This is a genomic window from Nocardia sp. NPDC005746, assembly GCF_040630785.1.
In the GTDB taxonomy this organism is placed as follows: Bacteria; Actinomycetota; Actinomycetes; order Mycobacteriales; family Mycobacteriaceae; genus Nocardia.
The window spans coordinates 126788-151135 of the sequence record NZ_JBEXYE010000014.1 but is presented as its reverse complement, the minus strand read 5'-3'; the positions used below and the strand labels follow the sequence as shown (position 1 = coordinate 151135).

Genomic DNA, 24348 nt, shown 5'->3' with positions numbered 1-24348 from the left:
TGAACGCATGTATGCTCATCGAGATGAGCGAGCAGGCAGCTACCCGAGTCGAGCGCAAGGAACGCACCCGTGTGGCCCTGCTCGACGGCACCCTCGCCTTGGCCGCCGACCGCGGTTTCGCCGCGCTCTCCCTGCGTGAGATCGCCCGCTCCGCCGGCATCGTGCCCACCGCCTTCTACCGGCATTTCGCCTCCCTCGACGAACTCGGCACCACGCTGGTCGAGGAAGGCGTGCGGCAATTGCGGCTGGCGCTGCGGGAAATGCGGCGCACACCCAATCCGACGCTCTCGCAGACCGTGCGATTCGTTTTCGAACAGGTCGACGGCAAGCGAGATCTGTGGGGATTCCTGATTCGCGAACGACACGGCGGCTCGGCGCCCTTGCGCGGGGCCATCTCGGTCGAAATGCAGCTCATCGAACGGGAACTGGTCGTCGACCTGTCCCGGGTGCGGGCCCTCGACGACTGGTCACCCGACGATCTGGAGCTGGCGGCCGACCTCATCGTGTCCACCGTCGCCGACCGGATCGCCGACTACCTGATGGCCGAACCCCGCGAGAGCGCACGCACCGTCGACCGTGCCGTGCTCCAGGTGCGGCTCATCGCGCTCGGCATGGGCGCCTGGCGGCCCTGAGACCGGACCGTTACAGCGAATTCACTTGTCGTGCAGGTCATCCCCGCGTACGGGCAGCAACAACATCAGGCCGACGATCAACACCAGTAACAGGCCGACGATTCCCGCGCGCTCGGCGTCGAACGCCCACACGAAAAATCCGAAAAGGGTTGGGGCGAGGAAGGATACGGCGCGACCCGTGGTCGCGTAGAGACCGAACATCTGGCCCTCGCGCCCCGGCGGGGACACCCGGGCCAGGAATGAACGGGCCGAAGCCTGTGCGGGACCAACGAATACGGTCAGCAGCAGGCCGAAAATCCAGAACATCAGCGGACCCGACAACACCAGCAGGAACGCACCGCACACGATCATGCCCAGCAGCGAGGCGACGATCACCGCCTTCGGGCCGGTACGGTCGTCGAACCGGCCGCCGACCAGCGCGCCCAGCGCCGCAACCACATTCGCGGCGATGCCGAACAGCAGCACGTCGGCATCGGCGATGCCGTACACCTTCACCGCCAGGATCGCGCCGAAGGTGAACACACCCGCCAGGCCATCCCGGAAGACGGCACTCGCCAGCAGGAATCCCACCGTGCGGCGATCGGCGCGCCACAACTCCCGCACATCCCGGAACAACACCCGGTACGAGGTCAGGAACGCCCGGCCGCGCACCGCCGCACCGGGATCCGCGTCGGTGCGCGGCACCTCCGGGACGAACAGGAACAGCGGCACCGCGAAACCGGCGAACCACACCGCCGCCAGCACCGCGACCAAGCGGATGTTCAGTCCGTCCTCGATCGGGACGCCGAGCAGGCCGCGATTGTCGCCCTTGCCCGCGATGAATCCGACATAGCTGATCAGCAGCAGGATGATGCCGCCGAAATAGCCCATGGACCAGCCGAATCCGGACACCCGGCCGACATTCGCGGGCGTGGACACCTGCCGCAGCATGGCGAAATACGGGACATGCGACAGTTCGAACGACGCCGAGCCGACCGCCAGCAGCACCAGACCCACCCACAGGTAGTGGTAGTCGTCCTTCACGAAGAACATGGCCGCCATCAGCAGCACGGTCACCGAGGTCAGAATGCCCAGGGCCAGTTTGCGTCTCGCGGTGGCATCGAACCACTGGCCCGCCACCGGCGCGGTCAACGCCACCACCAGGCCCGCCGCCCCCAGCGCCCACCCCAGCCAAGCGCTCGCCGAAATACCGCCCGGCAGATCCTCACCCACCTTGTCGGTCAGGTACACCGAGAACACGAAGGTCAGGATGACCGCGTTGAACGACGCGCCCGCCCAATCCCAGAATCCCCACGCCAGTACGGTTCCCCGCCCGGTCGCCTGCCCGACGGTGACTTCTCCCGACGCCTCGGTCATCAGCGCAGACTAAGCGACCGAACGCGACTCGCGTGCGACATCCACGCCGGGTGGCGGGTCAGGCCAGGGTGCGGCCGTGCACCTGCTCGACGTGCTCGGCCCACGGGCGGCGACGCTCCTCGGCGGTCAAGGCGAGCAGGGCGTGCAGCTGATCCCAGGCCTGCGGCGTCGACGGCGTCCAGACCTGCATCCACGCGCCCGCGATCGACGGCAAGGACATACTGGTCATATACATCTCCAGCATGCCGACGGCCAGATTGCGGACCACGCGGGTCCGGCCGATCGGGAGCGCGACATCATTGCGGGCCCACAGTTCCGCGAAGTGCGAGCTGTCGGCCACCATGCCGTCGATGAACTCGGACCATTCCGGGTCACCCAGATTGCGGGCGTACGCCGCACGCAGGTAGCCGACCATGCGGGCCAGGTGGTCCGGTTCCGAGTTCGCCGGGTACGGGGTACAGCACTCGTCGGCCAGGAAGACCTTGCGCAGCACATTGCGATGGCCCGTCACGAACAGCGGATACATCGCCGCGTACGCCGCATTGTGCGCCAGCACATCGTATTTGGCGCTGAACAGCGTCGCGGGCAGCGGATGCAGGTGATCCAGGATGGTCTGCACCTCCTCGGGCACCGGCTCCTCGACCACCAGCGCCGGAGCCGTCGGCACATCCGCCAACCGGTACAGATGCGCGTGCTCCGCCCCGTCCAAGCACAACGCCCGGGCGATCGCATCCAGCACCTGCACACTGCAATTGATGTCGCGGCCCTGCTCGAGCCAGGTGTACCAGGTGATCCCCACCCCGGCCAGCTGCGCCACCTCCTCGCGGCGCAAACCGGGCGTCCGCCGCCGCGCACCCACCGGCAGGCCCACATCCTCCGGCCGGATCCGTGCCCGCCGCGACTTCAGGAACGTCGACAGCTCGCCGCGCCGGACCTTGCGCACCGACCGCGGATCACCGGCGCGGGCGACCGCTCCGGCGGTCCGCTCGACGAGGACGTTGTATCCCGCTGCTGACACCATTCCTCCATGGTGGCGGTTTTCGCTAGGGGTATCCAGGTGGTGCCAGTACCCGTATAAGCGGACTCCTGTCAGCGGGATCGGTCGCCGCGCACGCTGAATCCCATGTCTCAGAGCCTCACCCACACCCCACCCCCGGTATCCGTTCCGCCTTCCGCACCGGCTGCGAGCGGGGTTCGCCGTCCGCTCGCGGTGCTCACCGTCATCCTGCTCGGGCAGTTCATGGCGGTCCTGGACGCCTCCATCGTGAACGTCGCCATCCCCTCGATCCGAACCTCGCTGCACGCCACGGGTTCCGGGCTGCAACTGATCGTCTCCGGCTACGTCATCGCCTACGCGGTGCTGCTGGTCACCGGCGCACGACTCGGCGACCGGTTCGGGCAGCGCGGGATGTTCGTCGCGGGACTCACGCTGTTCACCCTCGCCTCCCTCACCTGCGGGCTGGCCTGGAATCCGGCCTCGCTCATCGCCTTCCGCTTCCTGCAGGGCATCGGGGCCGCGGCCATGGTGCCGCAGGTCATGAGCCTGATCCAGATCACCGCCACCGGGAACACCCGGGCGCGGGCGCTCTCGGTGTACGCCGCCGTCATCTCCGGCGGCATGGTCGCGGGCCAGATCCTCGGCGGCATCATCGTGAGCAGCGATATCGCCGGAACCGGCTGGCGCGGAGTGTTTCTCGTGAACGTCCCGATCGGGATCGCCCTGCTCGCGGTCGCGCCACGCGTCCTGCCCGCCGCCACCCCGCGCGCCGAACGCCGGCTCGACCTGCCCGGGCTGGCGGTCCTCACCGCCTCGGTCCTCGCGCTGTCCGTGCCGCTCGTGCTCGGCCACGAACAGCAGTGGCCCGCCTGGACCCGGATCGCGTTGGGCGCGTCCGCCTTCGGCTTCGCCGCCTTCGCCCTGGTGGAACGCTGGGTGCACCGCCGCGGCGGCGAACCCCTCTTCGCCGACCGCGTGGTCCGCGCCCCCGGCCTGCTCGTCGCCGCGGCCACCCTCTTCCTGATCATGTGCACCTTCGGCGGCTGGGTCTTCATCCTCACCATCCATCTCCAGTCGACCCTCGGCTACTCCCCCGTCCACGCCGGACTCCTGTTCGTCCCCAACGGCATCACCTTCGGACTGGTGAGCCTGAACTGGACCCGCGTCCCCGCCCGATTCCACCGCGCGATGATCCCCGGGGGCCTCCTGCTCGCCGCCACGACCACCATCGCCATGGGCCTGTCCCTGCGCGACGGCCACTCCGTCAACCCCCTCGACCTGACCGTCCTCGCCCTCATGGGCATCGGCTACGGCCTCGCCTTCAGCCCCCTCATGGCCCGCGCCACCAGCAAGATCCCCGTCACCCTGGCCGCCGACGCCAGCGGCATCCTCGTCACCTGCGTCCAACTCGGCGTGGTCATCGGCGTCGCCACCTTCGGCACCCTCTTCCTCACCCTGGCCACCGACCCCGTCGCCGCCGCCCGCGCCGTGGGCGTCACCGCCGTCGCGGAAGGAGTCACCCTCGCCGTCGCCGCCACCCTCGCAGTCAAAGCGGCCCGGTGAGGGCCCGGGCCCCGCACAACCAGGCAGATCTACTCAGGACGGCGCGTAGCCGGGCTCATCCCGGCTCGCCCGCCGATCAGCAGGATCGACGTATCGGCTGATTTCGCCTACCCGGAGGTCCTGGTCATGAAACGAGTGCTGCTCGCCACCAGCCAGTTCGCGGTCGTCCTCGCCGCACTGGCAGTGCGACTGTTCGCGCCCGGCTGGTGGGCTGACCATGCCCGACTTCACCGATCAATACGACGATCATCTGGTACCGCTGGCAGCCCTGACGATCGGAGACGGCAACGTATCCGGCAGTGCCGCAAACCTTTTCGAATCGATCTCCGGGTGGTCGGCCATCGCCTACACGGTCGCCGCGCTCGCGGTCATCATCCTCGCGGTGCTCGACTACCGGGGACGGCCGGCCGTCCACTGCAACCAGCGGATCGGGGCGGTGAACTGGCCGGACCCGTATCTGTCCCGCAATGCCGCGGCGGCGATCGCGGTCGCGGACTCGACGTCCAGGGTCGGATGACGTTCGATCTCGCCGCGCAGCGGTGTGCCCTGGCAGAACGCCACCGCACCGGTCTCCGCCGTCTGGCGGCTCGAACCGTCGAGGTACTCACCGGTGATGTGGTCGAACCCGGCCTCCTCGAGTTCGCCGCGGATACGGTCGAAGTCGAAGTAGCCGTGCGGGGTTCGGCGGAGGAACTCGAGCGGCTCGTCCGGCGCGGCGGCACACAGGGCATCGGTGACGACCCGGGTGACCGGACTCGTCTCGATCCGATCCCAGACGGTGAACGCGAACATCCCACCCGGGCGCAACACCCGCAGGGCCTCGGCGTAACCACGCACCTTGTCGGGCAGGAACATGACGCCGAACTGGCACACCACGACATCGAACGAGCAATCGGGAAACGGCAGATCCCCCGCATCCGCCACCCGCCATCGCACCCGCTCGGACGGCAATCGCGCCTCGGCCGCCGCCAACATGGGCTCGTTCAGATCGGTCGCCACGATGCGGTGAGTCCCCAACTGCGCCAGCGCCCTGGTCAGCACGCCGGTCCCCGCGGCGGTTTCGAGCACGTCGACCCCGTCGGCCGCGGCCACCGTCCGCGCAAGCAGCCGAGCCGGCTCCGCGAAGATCATCGGAACCAGCAGCGAGTCGTACACGTCGGGAATCGCCCCGGTGAATCCCGCGTCCCCGCTCCCGGCCGTGGTCACAGCACCGGCCTCGCATCGTCCGACATACCCGCCGATGCTACCGCCGTCGCCCGATCCACCGTGACGGCCACCACATCAATTCGGTGTCGCGGTCGGGCAGCCATCCGGAATTCTCAGTTCAGCCGACGGCGGACTTCGGCGGCGAACGCTGGAACTCCGGACTTCTCCAACACGTCCAGCAGGCCCTGGATGTGTTCGGGCGGCCGTTTGTGCTCGGCGACCTGATTTCCGAGGAGTCGAAGCACCTGCCCCGGAGCTGGATCGAGTGCGTCCAACAGGAATTCGTCGGGATGCAGCAACTCGGGGAAGCCCTCACCGATGGGCCGGACTGCGAAATCCTTCAGGTTGAACGTCAACAGCACATCCGCGTTTCCCTGCAAAGCCGCGGCGAGGACGTGACGGTCCTTGGGATGGTTCTCCATCCTGTCGACGAGGTCCGCGTAGCCCTCCACCATCGCGTCGGGAAAGCAGTTGCGCAAGATGCTGACCAGCCTGTCGGCCTGTAGGGCGACACAGGGGTCATTGCCGTTCCGGGCCGCGAGATTTCGATGGAGTTCGGCCAGAATGTCCGCGGACCAGAGCGGCTGGATGAGGTCGGCCTCCGCGAGGCGGAGAATGGTGTCGCGAAGGTGGGCGAGGTACAGGACGCAGGTATCGAGGAGTATCCGCCGCATCGATTCAGTTCCGTCTCAATGGATTCGGTGGAAGGTCGTCGTAGAGACCCATGTCCTCGGAGACCCTGGTCAGCTCCGAAAGACCGGCCGCACGTTCTGCTCGTCGGTACTCGCGGTACGCGAGCACGTCGGTGAGACGGACGCGTCGATGACGGCCTGGACGGGTGAAAGGGATCGCCCCGGAATCGAGCAACTTCACGAAGGTCGGCCTGCTCATCCCGAGCAGCTCCGCGGCCTCCTGAGTGGTGAGGGTCGTATGGAGGGGGGCGACGGTAACCGCCTTCCCCTCCGACAGCGCGCGCGCCACCAGCCGCAAAGCCTCGACGACCTCAGCGGGCAAGGCGACCACCTCACCGTCCGCGGACCGCAGGATCGCCGCTTCGACGGCGGTCGGCACCGAGTCCAGAAAACGGCGCAACTCGGCGATCTGGTCCGGGTGTTCCGGTAGCAGTGTGCGCCCGTCCAACGTCTCGGTCATTCGCCCTCCTCGGTTGACCCCATTGTGCACCGCTTTCGAATAATTCGAAAGGAGCTTGATCGGGATGGCGTCCCTGTGACCGCCGACACCGCCGCCACGTGTCACGATCCGGTTCTCGGGCGGTGTCTGTGAGATGTCCGGATCCTGCGGGGAGCGAGGAGCATTTGATGAAGGTTCTGATCGTGTGCGTGTCGGTGTCGCACGGAAATACGTGGCGGGTGGCCGACGCGATGGGGGCGGTGCTGGGGGCCCGGGTCGTGGAGCCCGAGGAGGTGACCGCTGCCGAGATCGGGGAGTACGACCTGGTGGGGTTCGGGTCGGGAGTCTTCTCGATGGCGTTTCATCCGCGGCTGCGGGAGTTTGTGCGGGGGCTGCCGGAGGGGCGGCGGGGGCGGGCGTTCGTGTTCGCCACCAGCGGGTTTCCGGTGGTGATGGGGCCTATGACGCGGCTGCTCGGTCGGAAGGGATTCGAGGTGGTGGATACGTTCTCGGTGCGGGGGTTCGATACTTTCGCGCCATTGAAGCTGGTCGGGGGGATCCACAAGGGGCGGCCCGGCGCAGCCGATCTGGCGGCTGCGCGGGCCTTTGCGGCGGGATTGGGCTGACGAGCCACCGTGGTGGTTGCCCAAGGCGATTCGGGCCGGTTACCCGTAACCCTTCTGGAACCAGGCCAGCAGGTCCGACTCGGTGGTGGGCGCGCCCTGGGGAGCTTCTCGGGACCAGGCGCAGAACACGCTCAATATATGCAAGCCGTCATGGACCGAGATCAGACAAGGGCTGTGGTCGTCGGGGTGCAGCGCGTCTCCAGGAGTTGGGACGCAGCTGAACCGGCCGATCGGTTGATTGTCCCGGATCCAGACATTGTCCGGTCCCGGCCGACCATCACAGGCGTGGCCCCCGAACATGCCGATATCTGATTGGTAGTCCGCATTCGCGGCGGCAGTGGTTGGATGACCCGCGAACGATGAGCTGGCGGGATAGTTCACCGGTGAACCGCAGCTGACCACCGCGGTCTGAAGTGGTCCCGCGTGTTCGTGCCGACAGTTCGCATGGGTGAAGTCGCTACCGAGACGCTTCAGCAGGTCGTCATCGGCTGAGGTGAACTGATCCGGGTCCTTGGCCTCGTCAGCCGGCAGAAACTGCCGGTACCCCTGCGCCGCCGCGTAATTACGCAGCTGCTCGGCGACAGGTGACGAAAAATCCTTCGGGTCGAAGAAGTACTGGACGAGTGCGAGGTCGGGTTCATCGGTCACGATCAGAACCGGTACAGCCGGGTAGCCCGTGGGATCCAAGGAGCAGGTCTTGCGGCCCACCGCCTTGCGGAGATTGTCGAAGACGGGACCGTCCAGTCCGGGTGGGTCGCCGGGGCAGCTGCCGGAGTGCAGATTTCGGGCCGTGGATTGATAGAAGCCGGTGAGTTTATCGAGGTTCGCGAAGCGATAGAAATGCGCGAATGCCGCGCCTGCGGCCTTGTTGAAATCGCAGCCGATATGCGCGACCTCGCCTGGAGCAGGGTCCCAGTGCACGCAGTTGCTGCGGCTATAGCCTTTCGCCGCAACCAGTTTCACCAGGTCTATGTCGGGACCACGGAGCGCGGAATTGTTGGCGGTGGCGTGCCCGGCTACGCTGTGCGGCGCGAGATACCAGCCGCCCGCCGCGATGACGCAGGCGATCGTCGCGGCGGAGGCCGCCACAGATATCGCCCACTTCCGTTCGCGGAGCTTGCCTTTGAGCCGGCCACCGAAGCGTTCGACGCCCCCGCGTTCCGGCCGGAGAGGCGATTCGGGTTCGCCGAATAGGGCGGCCGGTTCGGTCGCGCCTTCTTGCTCAGGGGCGGGAGGCGGTGGCGTCTGGTTCTCGGTCGGAGATTCCTGTTGCTGCGCAGCGTCATTGGTGCGCTCCGGCGCCGTTGCCGGGAGGGTCTCACCGTCCGGGTGGGAGTCCGATTTCGGGGCTGGTCCGGCGCCGCCGACCGCAGGCGCCATTGCCATGCCGGTGGGGTGGGTGTCGAGCCAGTCGGCGGCCGCGGCGGCGATGGCGCGGCTGTCGTCGTTCACGAGTTGGGTGACGGCGGCGCGGACGCGGGTGCGGACGATGGCGCCGCCGGTGCGGTAGAGCTGGTCCAGGTCTTCGAGGGCGTTGCGGCGGTCGCGGACGGCTGGGCTGTCGAGGGCGGACCGAATGTGTTGCGGGACCTGCCAATTGCGGTTGCGGGCCAGGACGGTGCGGCCTTCGACGTTGTCCTGTTTCTTGGGGCGCTGGCGGGGGCGTTCGGCGACGACGTGGTCGTGGACGTAGCTGTAGAGCTCGTCGACGGTGATGTCGCCGTCCTGGTCGAGGTCGGCGCCGCCGTCGCGGAGGCCGGCGACCAGGTGGCGGGTGAACACCGACTGGGAGGCCTGGCCGTGCGGAACGTCGCCCTCGAAGGCGTACTGGGTGGCGTCGGAGGCGGTGAGCACGGTGCGGCCGCGGCCGCTGAAGCTCTCCAGGGCGTGGACCTGGTCATCGGCCTTGGCGATGGCGCCGACCGGGAACGCTCCGCTGTAGCAGCAGTCCAGGATGAGGATCTGGTGGTTGGAGTGGCACCCGGTCATGGCGTAGTCGATCTGATCCGCGGCGACCGAGGTGAAAAGCGGGTTCAACGTACGGGTGTCGGTCATCGCGAGATAGAGCTTGCCTGCGTCGTCCTTGAGACCGTGGCCGCTGAAGTACAGCAGGGTCAGATCGTCGCGCCTGCGGTCGCTGAAGAAGTCACCGACCGCCGAACCGACCACGTGGTGCGGCTCGTTGATCAACGTGGTGACCTCGAACCCGCCGATGGCCGGATCGGCCAGCACCTCGGCGAGCGCTTCGGCGTCGTGGGCGGGTGCGGTCAGCTGCCGCAGTCCGGGATCGGAGAAGGTGTAGGTCGCCACTACCAGGGCGAATCGGCCGGCCATGACAACTCACCCCGCCACCGCGCCGTGTCGTCGCAGGAAGGCCTCGACCAGCTCGTGCTGCTCGGCGTCACTGGCGGCATCGATTTCGATGCTCTCGCCCTCGATGGTGACCGCCACCCGGCGGGAGCCCGGATCGCGCCTCAGCCAGTCGTGCACCGTCTCGATCAGGGTGGTGAACACCCCGCCGGAGGCGCTCAAGGCCAGCACGATCGCGCCGAGGGTGACCGGGTCGGCCACCTTCGAACCCGGTGCGGCCCCGGCGGTGTCGCGCGCCAGGACCGCCGATTCGACGCCGTCCATCGCGGCCAGCTCCGCCCGCAGCATGCGGGTCTGCCGGTCCATGTGCTCGTCGTCGATCCCCGCGGCGGACATCGATACTCGAACCGTCACGCCGCTGTGGTCGTTCTGTGTGGTAGCCATCGGAGCCTCTTTCCCGAATCGACACGATCGATTCTCATCGCTCGGATCCGAGGTCTCACGGGTACAGAACTACCCGAACCAGGCAAAACGGCCGATGCGGTGCACGCAGGCCCACCCGGGAGGGGAACTCCGCACCGTGGCGTGCGGGTAGTCGACTACCCGCACGCGGCTACCGCGGAGCAAAGGGGCGGGGCGGGGCTCAGCTGACGGTGAAGCTCAGGGTGCCCGCCGGTTTCTCACCCTTGGCGGCGTCGAAGGAGAGGGCGTACGGGCCGGTGCCCGGCGACGGGACCAGGAAGACGATGGAGTTGCCGGCCTTGTCGATCGTCTGGTTGCGGCTCAGCAGTTCGATGACGGCGCCGCGGAAGTCGGCCACCTCGGTGGACCCGGCCGGAGTCTTGGCGCTGAAGTCGGTATAGGAGATGTTGGTGCCGCCCGCGGCGATGCCCCCGCCGCCGATGAACTTGACGTGCAGCGCCAGCTCCATCTTCCCGGCCTCGTTCTTGCTGTAGCTGGGAGTCAGTGTGGCGCCGGTGATCTCGACCGTCGTCTGATCCTGGGTCAGCTTGCCGGTGATGTTCAGCGTGCGCGGGGCGACGCTCTCGACCTTGGCGTCGGTCTTCAGCGGGAACTTGGTCTGGTTCTCCGCGGCGCTGCCGTAGAGGATGGTGATGGTGTCGAGCAGGTGCTCGGGGGTGTCGTACGACTTCACCGACGCGGTGATATCGCCGGTGGCGGAACCCTTTCCGGGGACCTCGGGGCTGTTCCATCCGGCGCCGCCGTCGATAGCGCCGCCGATCTGGACGGCGGGCACGACGGCGAGTGTCTTGTTGGCGGTGGTGGTGTTCTTGTAGGTGATGTCGACGCGGATCTTCGCGCCGCCGAATCCGTCGGCGGTGACGGTGGCCTGGTCGATGGTGATCTCGAAGCCCTCGTACCAACCGGTCTTGCCGATGCTGCGCAGGAACGCCCGGGTGTCAACGCCGCCGGGCTTGGTGGCGCCCGGCTGCCCGGCGCCCTGCGGCGCGGCGCTGACCGAGGTCACCGGCATCGGAGTGCCCGTCTTGTCATTGCACGCGGTCATCAGAACCGCGGATGTCGCGATGAGGACTGCCGCCCCCACCGTGGCGAATGTCGAACGCATATCGGCTCCCCTGAGGTTCATCCCCGCCCGAGTATCTCCCCCGGGGCGAGTGCTTCGCTCAGAAATCAGCCCCGCTACCGGCCGCGTTAACCGACACGCCGACGCCGGAGCGCCACGCGCGAGCTCTATGCACTGAATTGCATAGTACGTCTCGTAGCAGTTACCCTGACGGCATGGCCCTCGAACACGCGCTCCTGGTATCGCTGACCGAACGCGCCAGTTCGGGCTACGACCTGGCCCAGCGGTTCGACAAATCCATCGGCTTCTTCTGGCACGCCACCCACCAGCAGATCTATCGCGTCCTCAAGCGCATGGACGAACAGGGCTGGGTGGACGCCGAAACCGTGCCGCAGGACGGCCGCCCGGACAAGAAGGTCTACACCGTCTCCGACGCCGGCCGCGCCGAGCTGGTCCGCTGGATCGCCGAAACCGCCGACCTCGAGCCCCTCCGCAGCGACCTCGGCGTCAAGCTGCGCGCCGCCTCCCTCGGGGACCCGGACGTGATCTTCGCCGAAGTGCAGCGCCACCGCGACCAGCACGCCCACCGCCTCGACCTGTACCGCGCCTTCGAGAAGAAGGACTACCCCGCGCCGGCTGACCTCACCGGCCCGAAACTGCACCAGTACCTCGTCCTGCGCGGCGGCATCCGCGTCGAGGAGGGGTTCATCGACTGGTGCGACGAAGTACTCGACGCCCTGAAACGCGACACAGCCCGATCGCAGGCGTCCGACCCGAAAGGCACTCGCCGATGAGCGCGTACCCGCACCTGTTCGAACCCCTGGACCTCGGCTTCACCACCCTGCGGAACCGGGTGGTCATGGGCTCCATGCACACCGGCCTCGAGGATCGCGCCTGGCACACCAACCGGCTGGCCGCCTACTTCGCCGAACGCGCGAAAGGCGGTGTGGGCCTGATCATCACCGGCGGCTACGCCCCCAACCGCACCGGCTGGCTGCTGCCCTTCGGCGCGAAGCTGACCAACAAGACCGAGGCCTACCGGCACCGCGCCATCACCAAGGCGGTGCACGCCGAGGGCGGCAAGATCGCGCTGCAGATCCTGCACGCGGGCCGCTACTCCTACATGCCGACCAGCGTCTCCGCCTCGGCCATCAAGGCCCCGATCAATCCGTTCAAGCCGCGCGCGCTGTCCGGCAAGGGCGTCGAGAGCACCATCGACGATTACGCGCGCACCGCCGCCCTGGCCAAGTTCGCGGGGTACGACGGCGTCGAGATCATGGGCGGTGAAGGCTATTTCATCAACCAGTTCCTCGCCGAACGCACCAACAAGCGCAAGGACAAGTGGGGTGGCTCGCCGGAGAACCGCCGCCGCATCGCCGGGGAGATCGTGCGCCGGGTCCGCAAGGCGGTAGGCCCGGACTTCATCATCGTGTTCCGGCTCTCCATGGCCGATTTCGTGGAGCAGGGCCAGACCTGGGACGAGATCGCCGCCGTCGCCAAGGATGTGGAGGCCGCCGGGGCCACCATCATCAACACCGACATCGGCTGGCACGAGGCCCGGGTGCCCACCATCGTCACCTCGGTGCCGCGCGCCGCGTTCGTGGAGTGGACCGCGAAGGTCAAGGACCTCGTGGACATTCCGGTGTGCGCGTCCAACCGCATCAATATGCCCGAGACCGCCGAGGAGATTCTCACCCGCGGCGACTCCGACCTGATCTCGCTGGCCCGTCCGCTGCTCGCCGACCCCGACTGGGCCCGCAAGGCGCAGGACGCGCGCACCGACGAGATCAACACCTGCATCGCCTGCAACCAGGCCTGCCTGGACCACGCCTTCCAGGCCAAAACCGTATCCTGCCTGCTGAATCCGCGCGCCGGACACGAGACCGAGCTGAAGCTGCTGCCCACCCGCCGCACCCGGAAGTTCGCCGTCGTCGGCGCGGGCCCGGCCGGGCTGTCGGCCGCGGTCAGCCTGGCCGAGCGCGGGCACCATGTGGACCTGTTCGAGGCCGACGACAAGGTCGGCGGCCAGTTCGACATCGCCCGCCGCATCCCGGGCAAGGAAGAGTTCAACGAGACCATCCGCTACTTCACCCGGCAGCTCGAACTCACCGGCGTGCGCGTGCATCTGGAGACCCGCGCCACCGCCGAGCAGCTCATCGCGGGCGGATACGACGAGGTCATCCTGGCCACCGGTGTGAAGCCGCGCATCCCCAATATCCCCGGCATCGACCACCCGAAGGTGCTCACCTACGCCGAACTGGTGCGCGACGGCAAGCCGGTCGGCAAGAAGGTGGCCGTGATCGGCGCGGGCGGCATCGGCTTCGACGTCAGTGAATTCCTCACCGTCGAAGGGCATCCCAGCCTCAAGCTCGACGAGTGGAAGGAGGAATGGGGTGTCTCCGACGACCCGACCGTTCCCGGCTTCGTCACCGCCCCCAAGCCCTCCCCCGCGGCCCGCGAAGTGGTACTGCTGCAGCGCAAGTCGTCCGCGTTCGGCAAGGATCTGGGCAAGACCTCCGGCTGGGTGCACCGGGCCGCGGTCAAGGCCAAGGGCGTCGAGCAGATCGGCGGCGTCAACTACGAGCGCATCGACGACCGCGGCCTGCACGTCAGCTTCGGCGAGAAGCGGCAGCGCCCGCAGATCATCGAATGCGACAACGTGATCCTGTGCGCCGGTCAGGAATCCGTGCGCGACCTGCACGAGCCGCTGCAGACCGCGGGCGTGAAGGTGCACCTCATCGGCGGCGCCGACCTGGCCGCCGAACTCGATGCCAAGCGCGCCATCAACCAGGGCACCCGCCTGGCGGCGAGCCTGTAATGCCGAACCTCACCCGCCTGGGCCTGCCCGGCGACGAGCAGTCCTGGGCGGCACTGGGTTTCACCGTCACCGACAGCCGCTTCCGCGTCGGGCAGGTCGAATGCGTTCTGGGCGAGGCCGCCTGGGGCTTCGACGAAACCCACGCCGACCCCGCCACCCTGGGCGTGCCCTACCTGGAATCGGCGGCGTCCGAGTCCGGTGCGGCGCATCCCAACGGCGTGACGATCGTCGACCACGTCGTCTACTGGGTTCCCGAATTGGACTCCGCCGTCACCGATCTGACCGCAGTCCTCGGGGTCCCACCGCGCCGCCGCTTCTTCCCCCGCGGCCCGGAGGGACCCGAGATGGCCTTCTACCGCGTCGGCGAACCCTTCATCGAAGCCGTCACCTCCGGCCTGCCACCCGCCCTGGTCGGCGTCGCCTTCATGACCGCCGACCTGGACGCCGCCGTCGCCGCCATCCGCGCGGCGGGCGGTCCGATCGGCGACCCCAAACCCGCCGTTCAAGGCGGCCGCATCGCGGGAGTGTGGCGCGGCCACGTGCAGTGGGGCGTGGCCTTCATGGAGCCGAAACCCCGGAATTGACCTATCCGCCAACCGATTCAGATGGTCGGCGGTGTCGTACCTTCCTGACATGATCACGAGGCATGTGCTTCAACGATCTTGGGGGAGAGAAATCTCTATGTCTCTGACTCGCAAGGCCGCCCTCGGCCTGGTGGCTTCTACGACCGCGGCGATGTTCGTCGGCGGTATGGGCACCGCGCACGCCGCGGGCGACCTCTACGGCTCGATGGCAGTCGGCATCGACGGTGACTACTACAGCATCGGCACCACCTGGAACTACGAGGATCAGGGCGGCGCGGACGCCGCCGCCCTGGAACAGTGCGGAGTCCCCAGCTGCTACGTGAAGATCCGCTGGGTCAACGGCTGCGCCGCTCTCGCCAACCGCGACGGCACCCTCTACACCGGCCTCGGCCGCACCAAGGCCATGGCCGAGGCCAATGCCATCGCCGCCAGCGGCCCTGACCCGAGCCCGCTGCTGGTGAGCCTGGGCAGCTCCGAGCCGAGCAGCGTGCACATCGCCGATTCGCAGTGCACCGGGAACGCGGGCTGACCAGGCACCGCCGACGCGAGCCGCTTCCCGCGCGTTCGCGCTGAGCCCGCGGCGCCGGGTATCCACCCCGTACGGATACCCGGCGCTCGCACCGGGCTGCCCGCCGGCCGACTCCATGGGTAGGCTGCCATGTCGTGAGCCTGCCTGCACCCACCGCCGACAATCGTGCCGTCGTGACCGGATCCTCCTCCGGGATCGGGGTCGCCCTCGCCGAAGAGCTTGCCTCGCGGGGCTACTCGCTGATCCTCGTCGCCCGGCGCGGCGATCTGCTGGCCGACCTGGCGCAGCGGCTGACCGAGCGGTACGGCATCACCGCCGAGGTGCGCGCGGTGGATCTGTCCGACCGGGACCAGCGGGCCCCGCTGGCCAAGGAGCTGGCCGCCCGCGATATCGCGATCCTGTGCAACAACGCCGGTGTCGCCACCTTCGGCGCGCTCGCCAAGCTGGATCTGGACTACGAGCGCGACATCATGGAACTGAACGCGGTGGCCGTGCACGACCTCACGCTGGCCGTGCTCCCGGGCATGTTGGAGCGCCGCGCGGGCGGCATCCTGATCACCGGTTCCGCCGCCGGCAATATGCCGATTCCGCACAACACCACCTACTCGGCGAGCAAGGCGTTCACCAACACCTTCTCCGAGTCGCTGCGCGGCGAGCTCAAGGGCTCCGGCGTCAATGTCACCCTGCTGGCCCCCGGCCCGGTCCGCACCGACAACCCGGACCAGGAGGAGATGGGCAGCAAGATCCCCGAGTTCATCTGGGTCACCGCCGCCCACACCGCCAAGATCACCATCGACGCGCTCGCCCGCAACAAGATGCGGGTGGTCCCGGGCCTGATCAGCAAGGGCATGAGCATCGCCGGACAGTTCGGCCCGCGGTCCATCACCTCGGTGGTGGCGGGCGCCGCCTACAAGAAGCTCGGCGGCTGATCAGCGAAACGTCAAGATCGGGCCGGCGCTCGTCAAGAGCCCGTGCCGGACCGGTCCGGACCCCTTGATCAGGCGTAGTCCTGGTGACGGCCCCGCAGAAGAGAAAGCGGGGAGCTCTCACCAGGAGACGCCTTGACGCTGCTCGAGATCTTCCCGTCGCTGCGGGACGGGGGCCTGATCCCCCGTCTCGACCCGGCCATCTGGCCGCGCGACACGCACTACGACGCCGACGGGCGCATCACCGTCGGCGGGGTGGCGCTGGCCGACATCGCCGACCAATACGGCACCCCCACCTACGTCCTCGACGAGACCGAGGTGCGGGACCGCTGCCGCGCCTACCGCACCCGATTCCCGGACGCGGAGATCATCTACGCGGGCAAGGCCCTGCTCACCCGCGCGGTCGCCGAGTGGATCACCGAGGAGGGCCTGTCCCTGGACGTGTGCTCGGCCGGGGAACTGGCGGTCGCGCTGTCCGGCTGGGCCGATCCGGAGCGAATCGTGCTGCACGGCAACGGGAAACCGTTCGCCGAACTGGAGACCGCGGTGGGCTGCGGGGTCGGGCGCGTCGTGGTCGACTCGCTCACCGAGATCACGCTGCTGTCGGCGCTGGCCGTGAAACCGCAACGGGTGCTGGTGCGCGTCACCCCCGATATCGACATCGACGGGCATCCAGCGGTCCGCACCGGGGTCACCGATCAGAAGTTCGGCTTCCCGATCGGCGGCACGGCGGTCAAGGAGGTGGTGGACCGCATTGTGCGGCAACCAAATCTGGAACTCACCGGCCTGCACTGCCACATCGGTTCACAGATCTACAACACCTTCCCCTACGGCGAGGCGGTGCGGCGGATGGTCGCCGAGATGGCCCGCATCCGCGACGAATTCGGCATCACCCTCACCGAATTGGATCTCGGCGGCGGGCACGCGGTCGCCTACCGCGGCGGGGACGCGGAACTGAATCTGGCCGAACTGGCCGACATCATCGAAGACGCGCTGGACGCGGCGTGCGCCCGGCACGGGTTCCCGCGCCCGCGCATCGCCCTGGAACCCGGTCGCGCCATCGTCGCGCGGGCGGGCGTCACGCTGTACCGGGTGCTGTCGATCAAGCACGTCGAGAACGGCCACACCTATGTGACCGTGGACGGCGGCATGAGCGACAACCCGCGCGTCGCCCTCTACGGCGCGCGCTACGACGCCGTGGTCGCCAACCGGCATCCCACCGGCCCCCAGATGACCGCCACCATCGCGGGCCGCCACTGCGAGGCGGGCGACATCCTGGCCCGCGACGTCCGGCTGCCCGTCGATCTGCGGCCTGGCGAGGTGCTGGCGGTGCCGTGCACCGGCGCGTACCACCACAGCCTGGCCTCGTCCTACAACGGCATCGGGCGGCCGCCGATCGTCGCGGTCCGCGACGGCCGGTCCCGGGAACTGGTCCGCCGCGAGACCATCGACGATCTGCTCAGCCGCGATATCGGGCACTGAGCCCGGGGCCGGCCTACCGCCGCCGGGTGCCGAAGATGCTGCGGCTGATCTCGCGCCCGGCCACGGTGGCCGCCGACCGCAGGAAGTTCTTGAACGCCGGATTGTTGACGATCTTCTCCGCCATCGAATCCTCCTCCGGCGCCGGCTTGGACGAGCGCGAGCTCTTGGCCGCCGCTTCCTGATCGGCCTGCTCGGCCGCGGCCTGGATCTTCGCGGTCAGGATCTCGTACGCCGATTCCGCGTCGATGGTCTGGCCGTACTTGCCGTACAGCGTGGACTGCTGTGCGCGGGAACGAATCGCGTCGTCGCCGATGGTGTCCATGAGCGAGCGCGGCGGCTGCATGCGCGCCCACGCGACCGGGGTCGGCGCGCCCTTCTCCGACAGCACCGTCACCACCGCCTCACCGATGCCCAGCGAGGTGAGCGCCTTCTCCAGGTCGTAGGTGGCGGTCTTCGGGTAGGTGCGCACCGTCTTCGTCAGCGCCGCCTGATCCTCGGGCGTGAAGGCGCGCAGCGCGTGCTGGATACGCGCACCCAGCTGGGAGAGCACCGCGTTGGGGATGTCGGTGGGCAGCTGGGTGCAGAAGAAGACGCCGACGCCCTTGGAGCGGATCAGCTTCACCGTCTGCTCAACCTGGTTCAGGAACGCCTTGGACGCGCCGTTGAACAGCAGATGCGCCTCGTCGAAGATGAACACCAGCTTGGGTTTGTCCATGTCGCCGACCTCGGGCAGGGTCTGGAACAGGTCGGCCAGCACCCACATCAGGAACGTCGAGAACATCTGCGGCCGCGCGGCCTGCGCGCCCAGCTCGAACAGGGTGATCACGCCCTGACCGCCCGCGCTGCGCATCAGGTCGGCCGGATTCAGTTCCGGCTCACCGAAGAAGGTGTCGCCGCCGTCGGCCTCCAGGTTCACCAGCGCGCGCAGGATCACGCCCGCGGTCTGCGCGGAGACCCCGCCGATGCCCTTGAGATCCTCCTTGCCCTCCGGGCTGGTGAGGTACTGGATGACCGAGCGCAGGTCCTTGAGGTCCAGCAGCGCCAGGCCCTGCCGGTCCGACCAGTGGAAGATCAGGCCGAGGGTCGACTCCTGAGTCTCGTTGAGCCCCAGCGCCTTACTGAGCAGGATCGGCCCGAACGAGGTGATCGTCGCCCGGATGGGGACCCCGATCCCGCCGGTGCCGAGGGAGACGAATTCACACGGGAACCCCTGCGGCTTCCAGTCCGCGTCGCCGGTCTCCTGGGCTCGCGTCAGCAGCTTCTCATTGGACTGTCCCGGCTGCGCCAGCCCGGACAGGTCGCCCTTGATGTCGGCCACCACGACCGGCACACCCGCCGCCGAGAGCTGCTCGGCGATGCCCTGCACGGTCTTGGTCTTACCAGTGCCGGTGGCCCCCGCGATGAGTCCGTGCCGGTTCATGGTCTTCATCGGGATCCGCACCCGCGCGTCGGGATGCACGGTGCCGCCGACGATCACGGTGCCCAGCTCCAGCGCCACCCCCTCCATGGCGTACCCGGTCGCGATCTCCTGGGCGGCGACCTCGTCCTTGCTCGCCGGATCGGCGTCGGCGGCAGCCACTTTCGCCTTGGCCGCGGTCTTGCCGTCTGTGTCCGCCGCAGGCGCAGCCGTAGCCGCGGCGGCAGCCTGCTCGGCGGCTTCCTGCGCGGCGGCAGCCTGCTCGGCGGCTTCCTGCGCGGCGGCCTCCTGTTCGGCGGCTTCGGCCGCGGCCGCCGCTTCGGCCGCGATCCGCGCCGCCTCCTCGGCGGCCTTCCGGGCCGCCGCTGCCTTCTCCTGCGGGGTGGTCATCGCGCTTCCTCCGTCTGCCGTGCCGACTGCTCAGAAACTGCCCGACCCACACGCCGTCCGCTCGCCGCGCGTGAGATTCGCCCGCAACGATACTGCTCGATCGCACGTCCGAGCGGCCTCGACGCGGGTTGCCGACGGTTAACCAATCGGGTTCGGCGCGGACGGTCCGACGCAAACGGGGTGGAGGTCGCACGAAGAGTTAGTGTTTGGCGGTGACCGACAAGTACGTGGTGTGGATGGACTGCGAGATGACCGGGCTGCGGCTCGACAGCGACAAGCTGATCGAGGTGGCCGCGCTCGTCACCGACAGTGACCTCAATATTCTCGGCGAGGGTGTGGACATCGTGATCCACGCCGACGACGCCGCGCTGGCCGCCATGCCGCCGGTGGTGACCGAGATGCACGCCAAGTCGGGGCTCACCGAGGAGGTGCGGCGGTCGGTCGTCACCCTCGAGGAGGCCGAGCAGCAGGTGCTCGACTACATCAAGCAGTACGTGCCGACGCCGCGGACGGTTCCGCTGGCGGGCAATTCGATCGCCACCGATCGCGGGTTCATCGCGCGCGACATGCCCGCGCTGGACGCGCACCTGCACTACCGCATGATCGATGTCAGCTCGATCAAGGAACTGGCCCGGCGCTGGTACCCGCGGATCTACTTCGGCCAGCCCGAGAAGGGCCTCGCGCACCGCGCGCTGGCCGACATCCAGGAGTCCATCCGTGAGCTCCAGTACTACCGCCGCACCGCGTTCGTTCCGGCCCCCGGCCCCTCCACGGCCGAGATCGCCGCTGTCGCCGCCGAATTGACGACCCCCGCGCAGCCGCCCGTAAACCCCTCCTGAACAGCCGATTAGGTACTCACAGCGGCGACACGTTAAGCTCTAGCGCGCCGGAAGTTACCGGCAATGGTGGCTGTAGTTCAGCTGGTAGAGCACCAGGTTGTGATCCTGGGTGTCGCGGGTTCGAGTCCCGTCAGCCACCCTCATCGGCCCAGGCCAGAGAATATTCTCTCGCCTGGGCCGAACTGCGTTGCGGGGCATGTGACGCCCCTTCGCCAGGTGCGAATCGCTTGCTTGCCAACCAAGTGAAATGCAGTTACTTTGCTTTATCTGTCAGTTGCTGTGGGCTGCATCATAATCGTGCCCCGTTCGGCATGGCTGTGGCTCGATGAGGATTTTGCACTTGACCAGTTCCTGGACAACCGGCCGGGCCGTACTCCTGCCCCGGCTGGCCGTCGCCGTGGGCGTCCTGGCCGCCGCGGCATCGGCGGGCACCGCCGAGGCCGAACCGGCCCCCGCCCCCGGCCGCCCGCTCGTGGTGCTCGGCGACTCCTACAGCGCGAACCCGTCCTGTGACGTGGTGCTGACCAAATGCGAGAACCCGGACAGCACCGGGCTGCGGGCCTGCCTGCACGGCCCCTCCTCGTGGCCCGTCCAGCTGAGCGCCCTGATGGGCGTCGAGGCCGCCGACGTCGTGAACAACTCGTGCTCGAGCGCGTCCATCGACACCGGCCCGGTCACCTCCACCGGTGAGCAGGTGCCCGGCCGCGGCGGCTACACCCTGGCGCAGCTGGCCCTCGACGCCGCGCAGAACGGCGCGTTCGGGCCGCGGACCCGGGTGGTGACCATCCAGCTCGGGTTCAACGACTCCTGGCCCAAGGACGCGACCCTCTCCGCGGATGTGAACAAGGTGTTCACCTGTGTGATCGACCTCGCGCACGGCTGTGACGACGCCGCGGTGGCCGAGGGCCGGTGGCCGGACTACACGGCCATCACCGGGACGGCCTACGCCGACCGCGTCCGCAAGGTCGTCGACTACGTGAAGTACTACGCCCCGAACGCGAAGATCGAACTGATCGGCTATCCCGAGATCGCGCCCGAGGGCGCGACCGAGTGGTGCGCGGACATCCTCGGCGTCGTGCACTGGGTCCAGCCGCGGGCCGGAGCCATGGTCGCGTACTGGAACCGGCTGCAGACCGCGCAGCGCGAGGCCGCCGGAATCCTGGGCGTCGACTTCATCGACCTGAAGCCCGCGACCGCCGGGCATGGCCTGTGCGCCGCCGACCCGTGGTTCAGCAACTTCCTCGATCCCCGGCAGAGCCCGTCCGCCTTGCCTTTCCACCCGTCGCCGCGCGGCGACACGGCCGTGGCCACCACCATCCACAGCCACATCGCGTCGCACTGACCCGGAGAAGCAATGACGCTCACCATCACCCCCGAATCCGAGGCGACGGCCGCGCCACCGCAGTTCGCGTGGCGCGGTGTCCTATTGGTCTCCGGCCTGATCACGCTGGTCTGGTCGATCTCGGCGTTCCGGTTCCAGCTGGCGGGCGACGAGCTGTACTACCTGGCGTGCGGTCGCCGCCTCGCGGTCAGTTACGTCGACAACGGCCCGCTGATCCCGTTGATCGCGCGGCTGGCCGACGTGGTCGCGCCCGGATCGGTGATCGCGCTGCGGATCCCCGGATTGCTGCTGCTGATCGCGGTTTCGGTGCTGACCGCCGCGGTCGCCTACGAATGCGGTGCGCGGGAACGGTTCCAGCTCCTTGCCGCCGCGGGTTACGCCGCCTCACCGTTCATCTTCGCTTACACCGTGCTCGACAGCGTCGCCATCGATGTGGCGTTCCAGGCGTTGATCATCTGGCTGCTGGTCCGGTGGGTGCGCACCCGCCGCGACCGCCTGCTCGTCGCCGCGGGCGTGGCGGCGGCGATCGACGTGCAGGACAAGTGGCTGGTACTGATGCTCGGCGCCTGTGTCGGTGTCGCCATGCTGGTGGCGGGTCCGCGTGAGATCCTGCGCCGCCCGGCCCTGTGGCTGGGCTTGCTGATCATGGCCGCGGCCATGACCCCGGCCCTGCTGTGGCAGGCCTCCCACGATTGGCCGCAGCTGGCCACCAATGCCGCCATCGCGCACGAGACCGCGCAGAGCGACGGCGGCCAGTGGGGCACGGTGATCGCGATCCTGGTGGTCACCGGCTTCCTCGGCGGCGGCCTGGGCGTGCTGGGCCTGTACGGCCTGGCCCGGGATCCGAAGCTGCGGCCGTACCGCTTCGTGCTCGTCGCGGTGCTGCTGATGGTGGTGCTGGTGGTCGCGAGCCACGGCCGGTCCTATTACGTCGCCGGGATCATTCCCGCGATCTTCGGTGCGGGCGCGATGGTCCTGTCGGGTTTGTTCGACACCGCGGGTCCGCGGCCGGCGGCCGTGCTGCGGCGCGTGTTCACCGGATTGACCGTTCTCACCGCCGTTTTGATGGCCGCCCTGGCCACGTTCCCCTACCCGAAGAGCTGGATCGACGTCCCCAACACCAGCAAGCTGGGCTTCCTGCAGCACTACGGCAACGACGACTGGGCGGACCTGGCCGACGCCGTGGAGCGGGTGGCGGCCGGTCTGCCGCCCGAGGAGCGGGCCGCGACCGCGGTGGTCGCGGAGGCCTACAACGAGGCCGGTGCGCTCGACCACTACGGCAAGTTCCAGTCGATTCCGCCGGCGTACAGCCCGAATCGCGGTTTCGCCGTGTGGGGTCCGCCGCCGGACTCCGCCACGACCATCCTGTGGGTCGGCTACAACGACAGCCCGGAACAGCGGGCGTTCCTCGCGAACTTCGGGCAGAAGACCCAAGCGCTGCAGATGATCGACGAGCTCGGCATCGCCGGCCAGAACCATCACGTGAACATCTGGATCCTGCGCGAGCCGCTGGTCCCACTGTCGGTGGCCTGGCCGAAGCTCACCTACATGATCGTCCCTCCGGCCTCGTGAGAACTCTGTCGGCCTGGTGAGAACACTGTCGGTCTCATGAGCAACACTGTCGGTCTAGCGCAACGTATCCGCTGGGGAGGATTTGCATGTTGAGTTTCACGACCAAGGGCGCGTCGCTGCGGCTGGCCGCCGTCGCCGCGGTGCTCGCCGCCGCGGGTTCGGTGGGCGTCGCCGGGGCCGACGAACCGGCCCCCGCGCAGGGTCGCACCCTTGTCGTACTCGGTGATTCGTTCGCCGCGAACCCGGCCTGCGACGGGGTCCTGGTCAAATGCGACGGCAACAACGATGCCGCGTCGCACGAATGCCTGCACCGCGACACCTCCTGGCCGGTCCAGCTGAGCGCGATGATGGGTGTCCCCGCAGCCGATTTCGAGAACGCGACCTGCACCAACGCCTCCATCGACAGCGGCCCGGTCACCTCGACCGGCAAGGAGATCCCCGGCCGTGACGGCTACACCCTGTCGCAGCTGGCGATCAAGGCGAGCAAGAACGGCGCGTTCGGCCCACGCACCCAGGTGGTCGCGATCCAGCTGGGCGCCAACGACTCCTGGCCGCGCGACTCCACCAATGTCGCCGATGCCCCCAGCCAGCTGCGCTGCGCACTGAACATGAGCCAGGGCTGCGACGCCGACGCCGTCGACAAGGAGCACTGGCCCGAGCTCGACACCATCACCGGCGCCGCCTACGCCGACCGCATCCGCAAGGTCGTCGAGTACGTGAAGTACTACGCCCCCAACGCGAAGATCCAGCTCGTCGGCTATCCCGAACTGGCCCCGGCCAATTCGAACACCTGGTGCCTCGACGTCCTCGGCACCTTCCGCTACATCCAGCCCCGGGGCGGCGCCGTCAACGCCTTCTGGAACCGCCTCGACGACGCCGAACGCGATGCGGCCCAAATCCTCTCGATCGACTTCGTCGACGCCCGCGTCCCCACCGCCGGGCACGGACTGTGCGCCCCCGACCCGTGGGTTCTGGCCGCCCTCGACCCGAAGGTGAACCTGGTCGGCCTCCCCTTCCACCCCACACCGCGCGGCGACACCGCCGTGGCCGCCGAGGTCTACAGCCACCTCGGCCGCTGACCC

23 protein-coding genes and 1 tRNA gene are annotated in these 24348 nt (G+C 68.5%); 14 read left to right on the top strand and 10 right to left on the bottom strand.

All coding sequences use genetic code 11. The features are described from left to right. The first annotated feature begins 23 nt into the window (after positions 1 to 23). Complete coding sequence (locus ABZ412_RS25395; protein ID WP_357284494.1) at positions 24 to 632, top strand: TetR family transcriptional regulator; 609 nt, start codon at positions 24 to 26, stop codon at positions 630 to 632. Positions 633 to 653: 21 nt separating this feature from the next. Here the strand turns inward: ABZ412_RS25395 and ABZ412_RS25390 are convergent, their stop codons facing one another. Both ABZ412_RS25390 and ABZ412_RS25385 read right to left on the bottom strand, forming a co-directional pair. Further along, positions 654 to 1988, bottom strand: coding sequence for an MFS transporter (locus ABZ412_RS25390; RefSeq protein ID WP_357284492.1), 1335 nt, complete (start codon positions 1986 to 1988; stop codon positions 654 to 656). Between the two features lie 58 nt (positions 1989 to 2046). After that, a complete protein-coding gene (locus tag ABZ412_RS25385) occupies positions 2047 to 3009 on the bottom strand; it encodes a helix-turn-helix transcriptional regulator (RefSeq protein ID WP_357284489.1) in 963 nt (320 codons plus the stop codon). Positions 3010 to 3111: 102 nt separating this feature from the next. Between ABZ412_RS25385 and ABZ412_RS25380 the strand changes: the two genes are divergently transcribed. Beyond that, positions 3112 to 4548, top strand: coding sequence for an MFS transporter (locus ABZ412_RS25380; RefSeq protein WP_357284486.1), 1437 nt, complete (start codon positions 3112 to 3114; stop codon positions 4546 to 4548). A 33-nt stretch (positions 4549 to 4581) separates the two neighbouring features. Here ABZ412_RS25380 and ABZ412_RS25375 read toward each other — a convergent pair whose 3' ends face one another. The 4 genes from ABZ412_RS25375 to ABZ412_RS25360 form a co-directional block, all read right to left on the bottom strand. Then, the gene (locus ABZ412_RS25375; protein ID WP_357284483.1) at positions 4582 to 4779 is read right to left on the bottom strand and encodes a hypothetical protein; all 198 of its coding nucleotides are present in this window, start codon (positions 4777 to 4779) and stop codon (positions 4582 to 4584) included. Between the two features lie 159 nt (positions 4780 to 4938). Continuing rightward, the gene (locus tag ABZ412_RS25370) at positions 4939 to 5754 is read right to left on the bottom strand and encodes a class I SAM-dependent methyltransferase (RefSeq protein WP_357284481.1); all 816 of its coding nucleotides are present in this window, start codon (positions 5752 to 5754) and stop codon (positions 4939 to 4941) included. A 113-nt stretch (positions 5755 to 5867) separates the two neighbouring features. Beyond that, a complete protein-coding gene (locus ABZ412_RS25365) occupies positions 5868 to 6428 on the bottom strand; it encodes a PIN domain-containing protein (RefSeq protein ID WP_357284478.1) in 561 nt (186 codons plus the stop codon). A 4-nt stretch (positions 6429 to 6432) separates the two neighbouring features. After that, on the bottom strand, positions 6433 to 6906 hold the full coding sequence (locus ABZ412_RS25360) for a helix-turn-helix domain-containing protein (RefSeq protein WP_357284475.1): 474 nt from the start codon (positions 6904 to 6906) through the stop codon (positions 6433 to 6435). Positions 6907 to 7073: 167 nt separating this feature from the next. Between ABZ412_RS25360 and ABZ412_RS25355 the strand changes: the two genes are divergently transcribed. After that, complete coding sequence (locus ABZ412_RS25355; protein WP_357284472.1) at positions 7074 to 7511, top strand: flavodoxin family protein; 438 nt, start codon at positions 7074 to 7076, stop codon at positions 7509 to 7511. 39 nt (positions 7512 to 7550) lie between these two features. Here the strand turns inward: ABZ412_RS25355 and ABZ412_RS25350 are convergent, their stop codons facing one another. From ABZ412_RS25350 to ABZ412_RS25340, 3 genes are all read right to left on the bottom strand, one after another. Then, the gene (locus ABZ412_RS25350; protein ID WP_357284470.1) at positions 7551 to 9845 is read right to left on the bottom strand and encodes a caspase family protein; all 2295 of its coding nucleotides are present in this window, start codon (positions 9843 to 9845) and stop codon (positions 7551 to 7553) included. Between the two features lie 6 nt (positions 9846 to 9851). Further along, positions 9852 to 10265, bottom strand: a complete 414-nt coding sequence (locus ABZ412_RS25345) for a hypothetical protein (RefSeq protein WP_357284467.1) — start codon at positions 10263 to 10265, stop codon at positions 9852 to 9854. A gap of 199 nt (positions 10266 to 10464) precedes the next feature. Beyond that, complete coding sequence (locus tag ABZ412_RS25340) at positions 10465 to 11409, bottom strand: hypothetical protein (RefSeq protein ID WP_357284464.1); 945 nt, start codon at positions 11407 to 11409, stop codon at positions 10465 to 10467. Between the two features lie 173 nt (positions 11410 to 11582). On the opposite strand from ABZ412_RS25340, the gene ABZ412_RS25335 reads away from it, so the two are divergent. The 6 genes from ABZ412_RS25335 (at position 11583) to lysA (ending at position 17706) form a co-directional block, all read left to right on the top strand. Next, the gene (locus ABZ412_RS25335) at positions 11583 to 12161 is read left to right on the top strand and encodes a PadR family transcriptional regulator (RefSeq protein ID WP_357284462.1); all 579 of its coding nucleotides are present in this window, start codon (positions 11583 to 11585) and stop codon (positions 12159 to 12161) included. Further along, positions 12158 to 14185, top strand: coding sequence for an NADPH-dependent 2,4-dienoyl-CoA reductase (locus tag ABZ412_RS25330; RefSeq protein ID WP_357284459.1), 2028 nt, complete (start codon positions 12158 to 12160; stop codon positions 14183 to 14185). Before ABZ412_RS25335 ends, ABZ412_RS25330 begins: the two co-directional genes overlap by 4 nt. Continuing rightward, a complete protein-coding gene (locus ABZ412_RS25325; RefSeq protein WP_357284456.1) occupies positions 14185 to 14769 on the top strand; it encodes a VOC family protein in 585 nt (194 codons plus the stop codon). The genes ABZ412_RS25330 and ABZ412_RS25325 overlap by 1 nt, the downstream gene beginning before the upstream one ends. A 97-nt stretch (positions 14770 to 14866) precedes the next feature. Then, positions 14867 to 15298 carry a DUF4189 domain-containing protein gene (locus ABZ412_RS25320; RefSeq protein WP_357284453.1) on the top strand — a complete coding sequence of 144 codons (432 nt, stop codon included), beginning with the start codon at positions 14867 to 14869 and terminating at the stop codon, positions 15296 to 15298. A gap of 134 nt (positions 15299 to 15432) precedes the next feature. After that, positions 15433 to 16227: a mycolate reductase gene (gene cmrA / locus ABZ412_RS25315; protein ID WP_357284449.1), complete on the top strand. Its 795-nt coding sequence runs from the start codon at positions 15433 to 15435 to the stop codon at positions 16225 to 16227. Positions 16228 to 16359: 132 nt separating this feature from the next. Next, a complete protein-coding gene (gene lysA / locus ABZ412_RS25310) occupies positions 16360 to 17706 on the top strand; it encodes a diaminopimelate decarboxylase (RefSeq protein WP_357284446.1) in 1347 nt (448 codons plus the stop codon). Positions 17707 to 17719: 13 nt separating this feature from the next. Here the strand turns inward: lysA and ABZ412_RS25305 are convergent, their stop codons facing one another. Next, a complete protein-coding gene (locus ABZ412_RS25305) occupies positions 17720 to 19513 on the bottom strand; it encodes a helicase HerA-like domain-containing protein (protein WP_357284443.1) in 1794 nt (597 codons plus the stop codon). 212 nt (positions 19514 to 19725) lie between these two features. Here ABZ412_RS25305 and orn point away from each other — a divergent pair, with 212 nt between their 5' ends. The 5 genes from orn to ABZ412_RS25280 all read left to right on the top strand — a co-directional run bounded on the left by orn (position 19726) and on the right by ABZ412_RS25280 (position 24345). Then, positions 19726 to 20352, top strand: a complete 627-nt coding sequence (gene orn, locus ABZ412_RS25300) for an oligoribonuclease (protein ID WP_357284440.1) — start codon at positions 19726 to 19728, stop codon at positions 20350 to 20352. A gap of 66 nt (positions 20353 to 20418) precedes the next feature. Further along, a tRNA-His gene (locus tag ABZ412_RS25295) sits at positions 20419 to 20491 on the top strand. 201 nt (positions 20492 to 20692) lie between these two features. After that, a complete protein-coding gene (locus ABZ412_RS25290) occupies positions 20693 to 21694 on the top strand; it encodes an SGNH/GDSL hydrolase family protein (RefSeq protein ID WP_357284438.1) in 1002 nt (333 codons plus the stop codon). Between the two features lie 12 nt (positions 21695 to 21706). After that, positions 21707 to 23266, top strand: a complete 1560-nt coding sequence (locus ABZ412_RS25285; RefSeq protein WP_357284435.1) for a glycosyltransferase family 39 protein — start codon at positions 21707 to 21709, stop codon at positions 23264 to 23266. A gap of 86 nt (positions 23267 to 23352) precedes the next feature. Next, a complete protein-coding gene (locus ABZ412_RS25280) occupies positions 23353 to 24345 on the top strand; it encodes an SGNH/GDSL hydrolase family protein (RefSeq protein WP_357284432.1) in 993 nt (330 codons plus the stop codon). Positions 24346 to 24348 lie beyond the last annotated feature (3 nt).

Coding starts and splice junctions, on each gene's coding strand:
- ABZ412_RS25395 (WP_357284494.1), top strand. CDS start 24: ATGAGCGAGCAGGCAGCTACCCGAGTCGAGCGCAAGGAACGCACCCGT.
- ABZ412_RS25390 (WP_357284492.1), bottom strand. CDS start 1,988: ATGACCGAGGCGTCGGGAGAAGTCACCGTCGGGCAGGCGACCGGGCGG.
- ABZ412_RS25385 (WP_357284489.1), bottom strand. CDS start 3,009: ATGGTGTCAGCAGCGGGATACAACGTCCTCGTCGAGCGGACCGCCGGA.
- ABZ412_RS25380 (WP_357284486.1), top strand. CDS start 3,112: ATGTCTCAGAGCCTCACCCACACCCCACCCCCGGTATCCGTTCCGCCT.
- ABZ412_RS25365 (WP_357284478.1), bottom strand. CDS start 6,428: ATGCGGCGGATACTCCTCGATACCTGCGTCCTGTACCTCGCCCACCTT.
- ABZ412_RS25360 (WP_357284475.1), bottom strand. CDS start 6,906: ATGACCGAGACGTTGGACGGGCGCACACTGCTACCGGAACACCCGGAC.
- ABZ412_RS25355 (WP_357284472.1), top strand. CDS start 7,074: ATGAAGGTTCTGATCGTGTGCGTGTCGGTGTCGCACGGAAATACGTGG.
- ABZ412_RS25350 (WP_357284470.1), bottom strand. CDS start 9,845: ATGGCCGGCCGATTCGCCCTGGTAGTGGCGACCTACACCTTCTCCGAT.
- ABZ412_RS25345 (WP_357284467.1), bottom strand. CDS start 10,265: ATGGCTACCACACAGAACGACCACAGCGGCGTGACGGTTCGAGTATCG.
- ABZ412_RS25340 (WP_357284464.1), bottom strand. CDS start 11,409: ATGCGTTCGACATTCGCCACGGTGGGGGCGGCAGTCCTCATCGCGACA.
- ABZ412_RS25335 (WP_357284462.1), top strand. CDS start 11,583: ATGGCCCTCGAACACGCGCTCCTGGTATCGCTGACCGAACGCGCCAGT.
- ABZ412_RS25330 (WP_357284459.1), top strand. CDS start 12,158: ATGAGCGCGTACCCGCACCTGTTCGAACCCCTGGACCTCGGCTTCACC.
- ABZ412_RS25325 (WP_357284456.1), top strand. CDS start 14,185: ATGCCGAACCTCACCCGCCTGGGCCTGCCCGGCGACGAGCAGTCCTGG.
- ABZ412_RS25320 (WP_357284453.1), top strand. CDS start 14,867: ATGTCTCTGACTCGCAAGGCCGCCCTCGGCCTGGTGGCTTCTACGACC.
- ABZ412_RS25305 (WP_357284443.1), bottom strand. CDS start 19,513: ATGACCACCCCGCAGGAGAAGGCAGCGGCGGCCCGGAAGGCCGCCGAG.
- ABZ412_RS25285 (WP_357284435.1), top strand. CDS start 21,707: ATGACGCTCACCATCACCCCCGAATCCGAGGCGACGGCCGCGCCACCG.
- ABZ412_RS25280 (WP_357284432.1), top strand. CDS start 23,353: ATGTTGAGTTTCACGACCAAGGGCGCGTCGCTGCGGCTGGCCGCCGTC.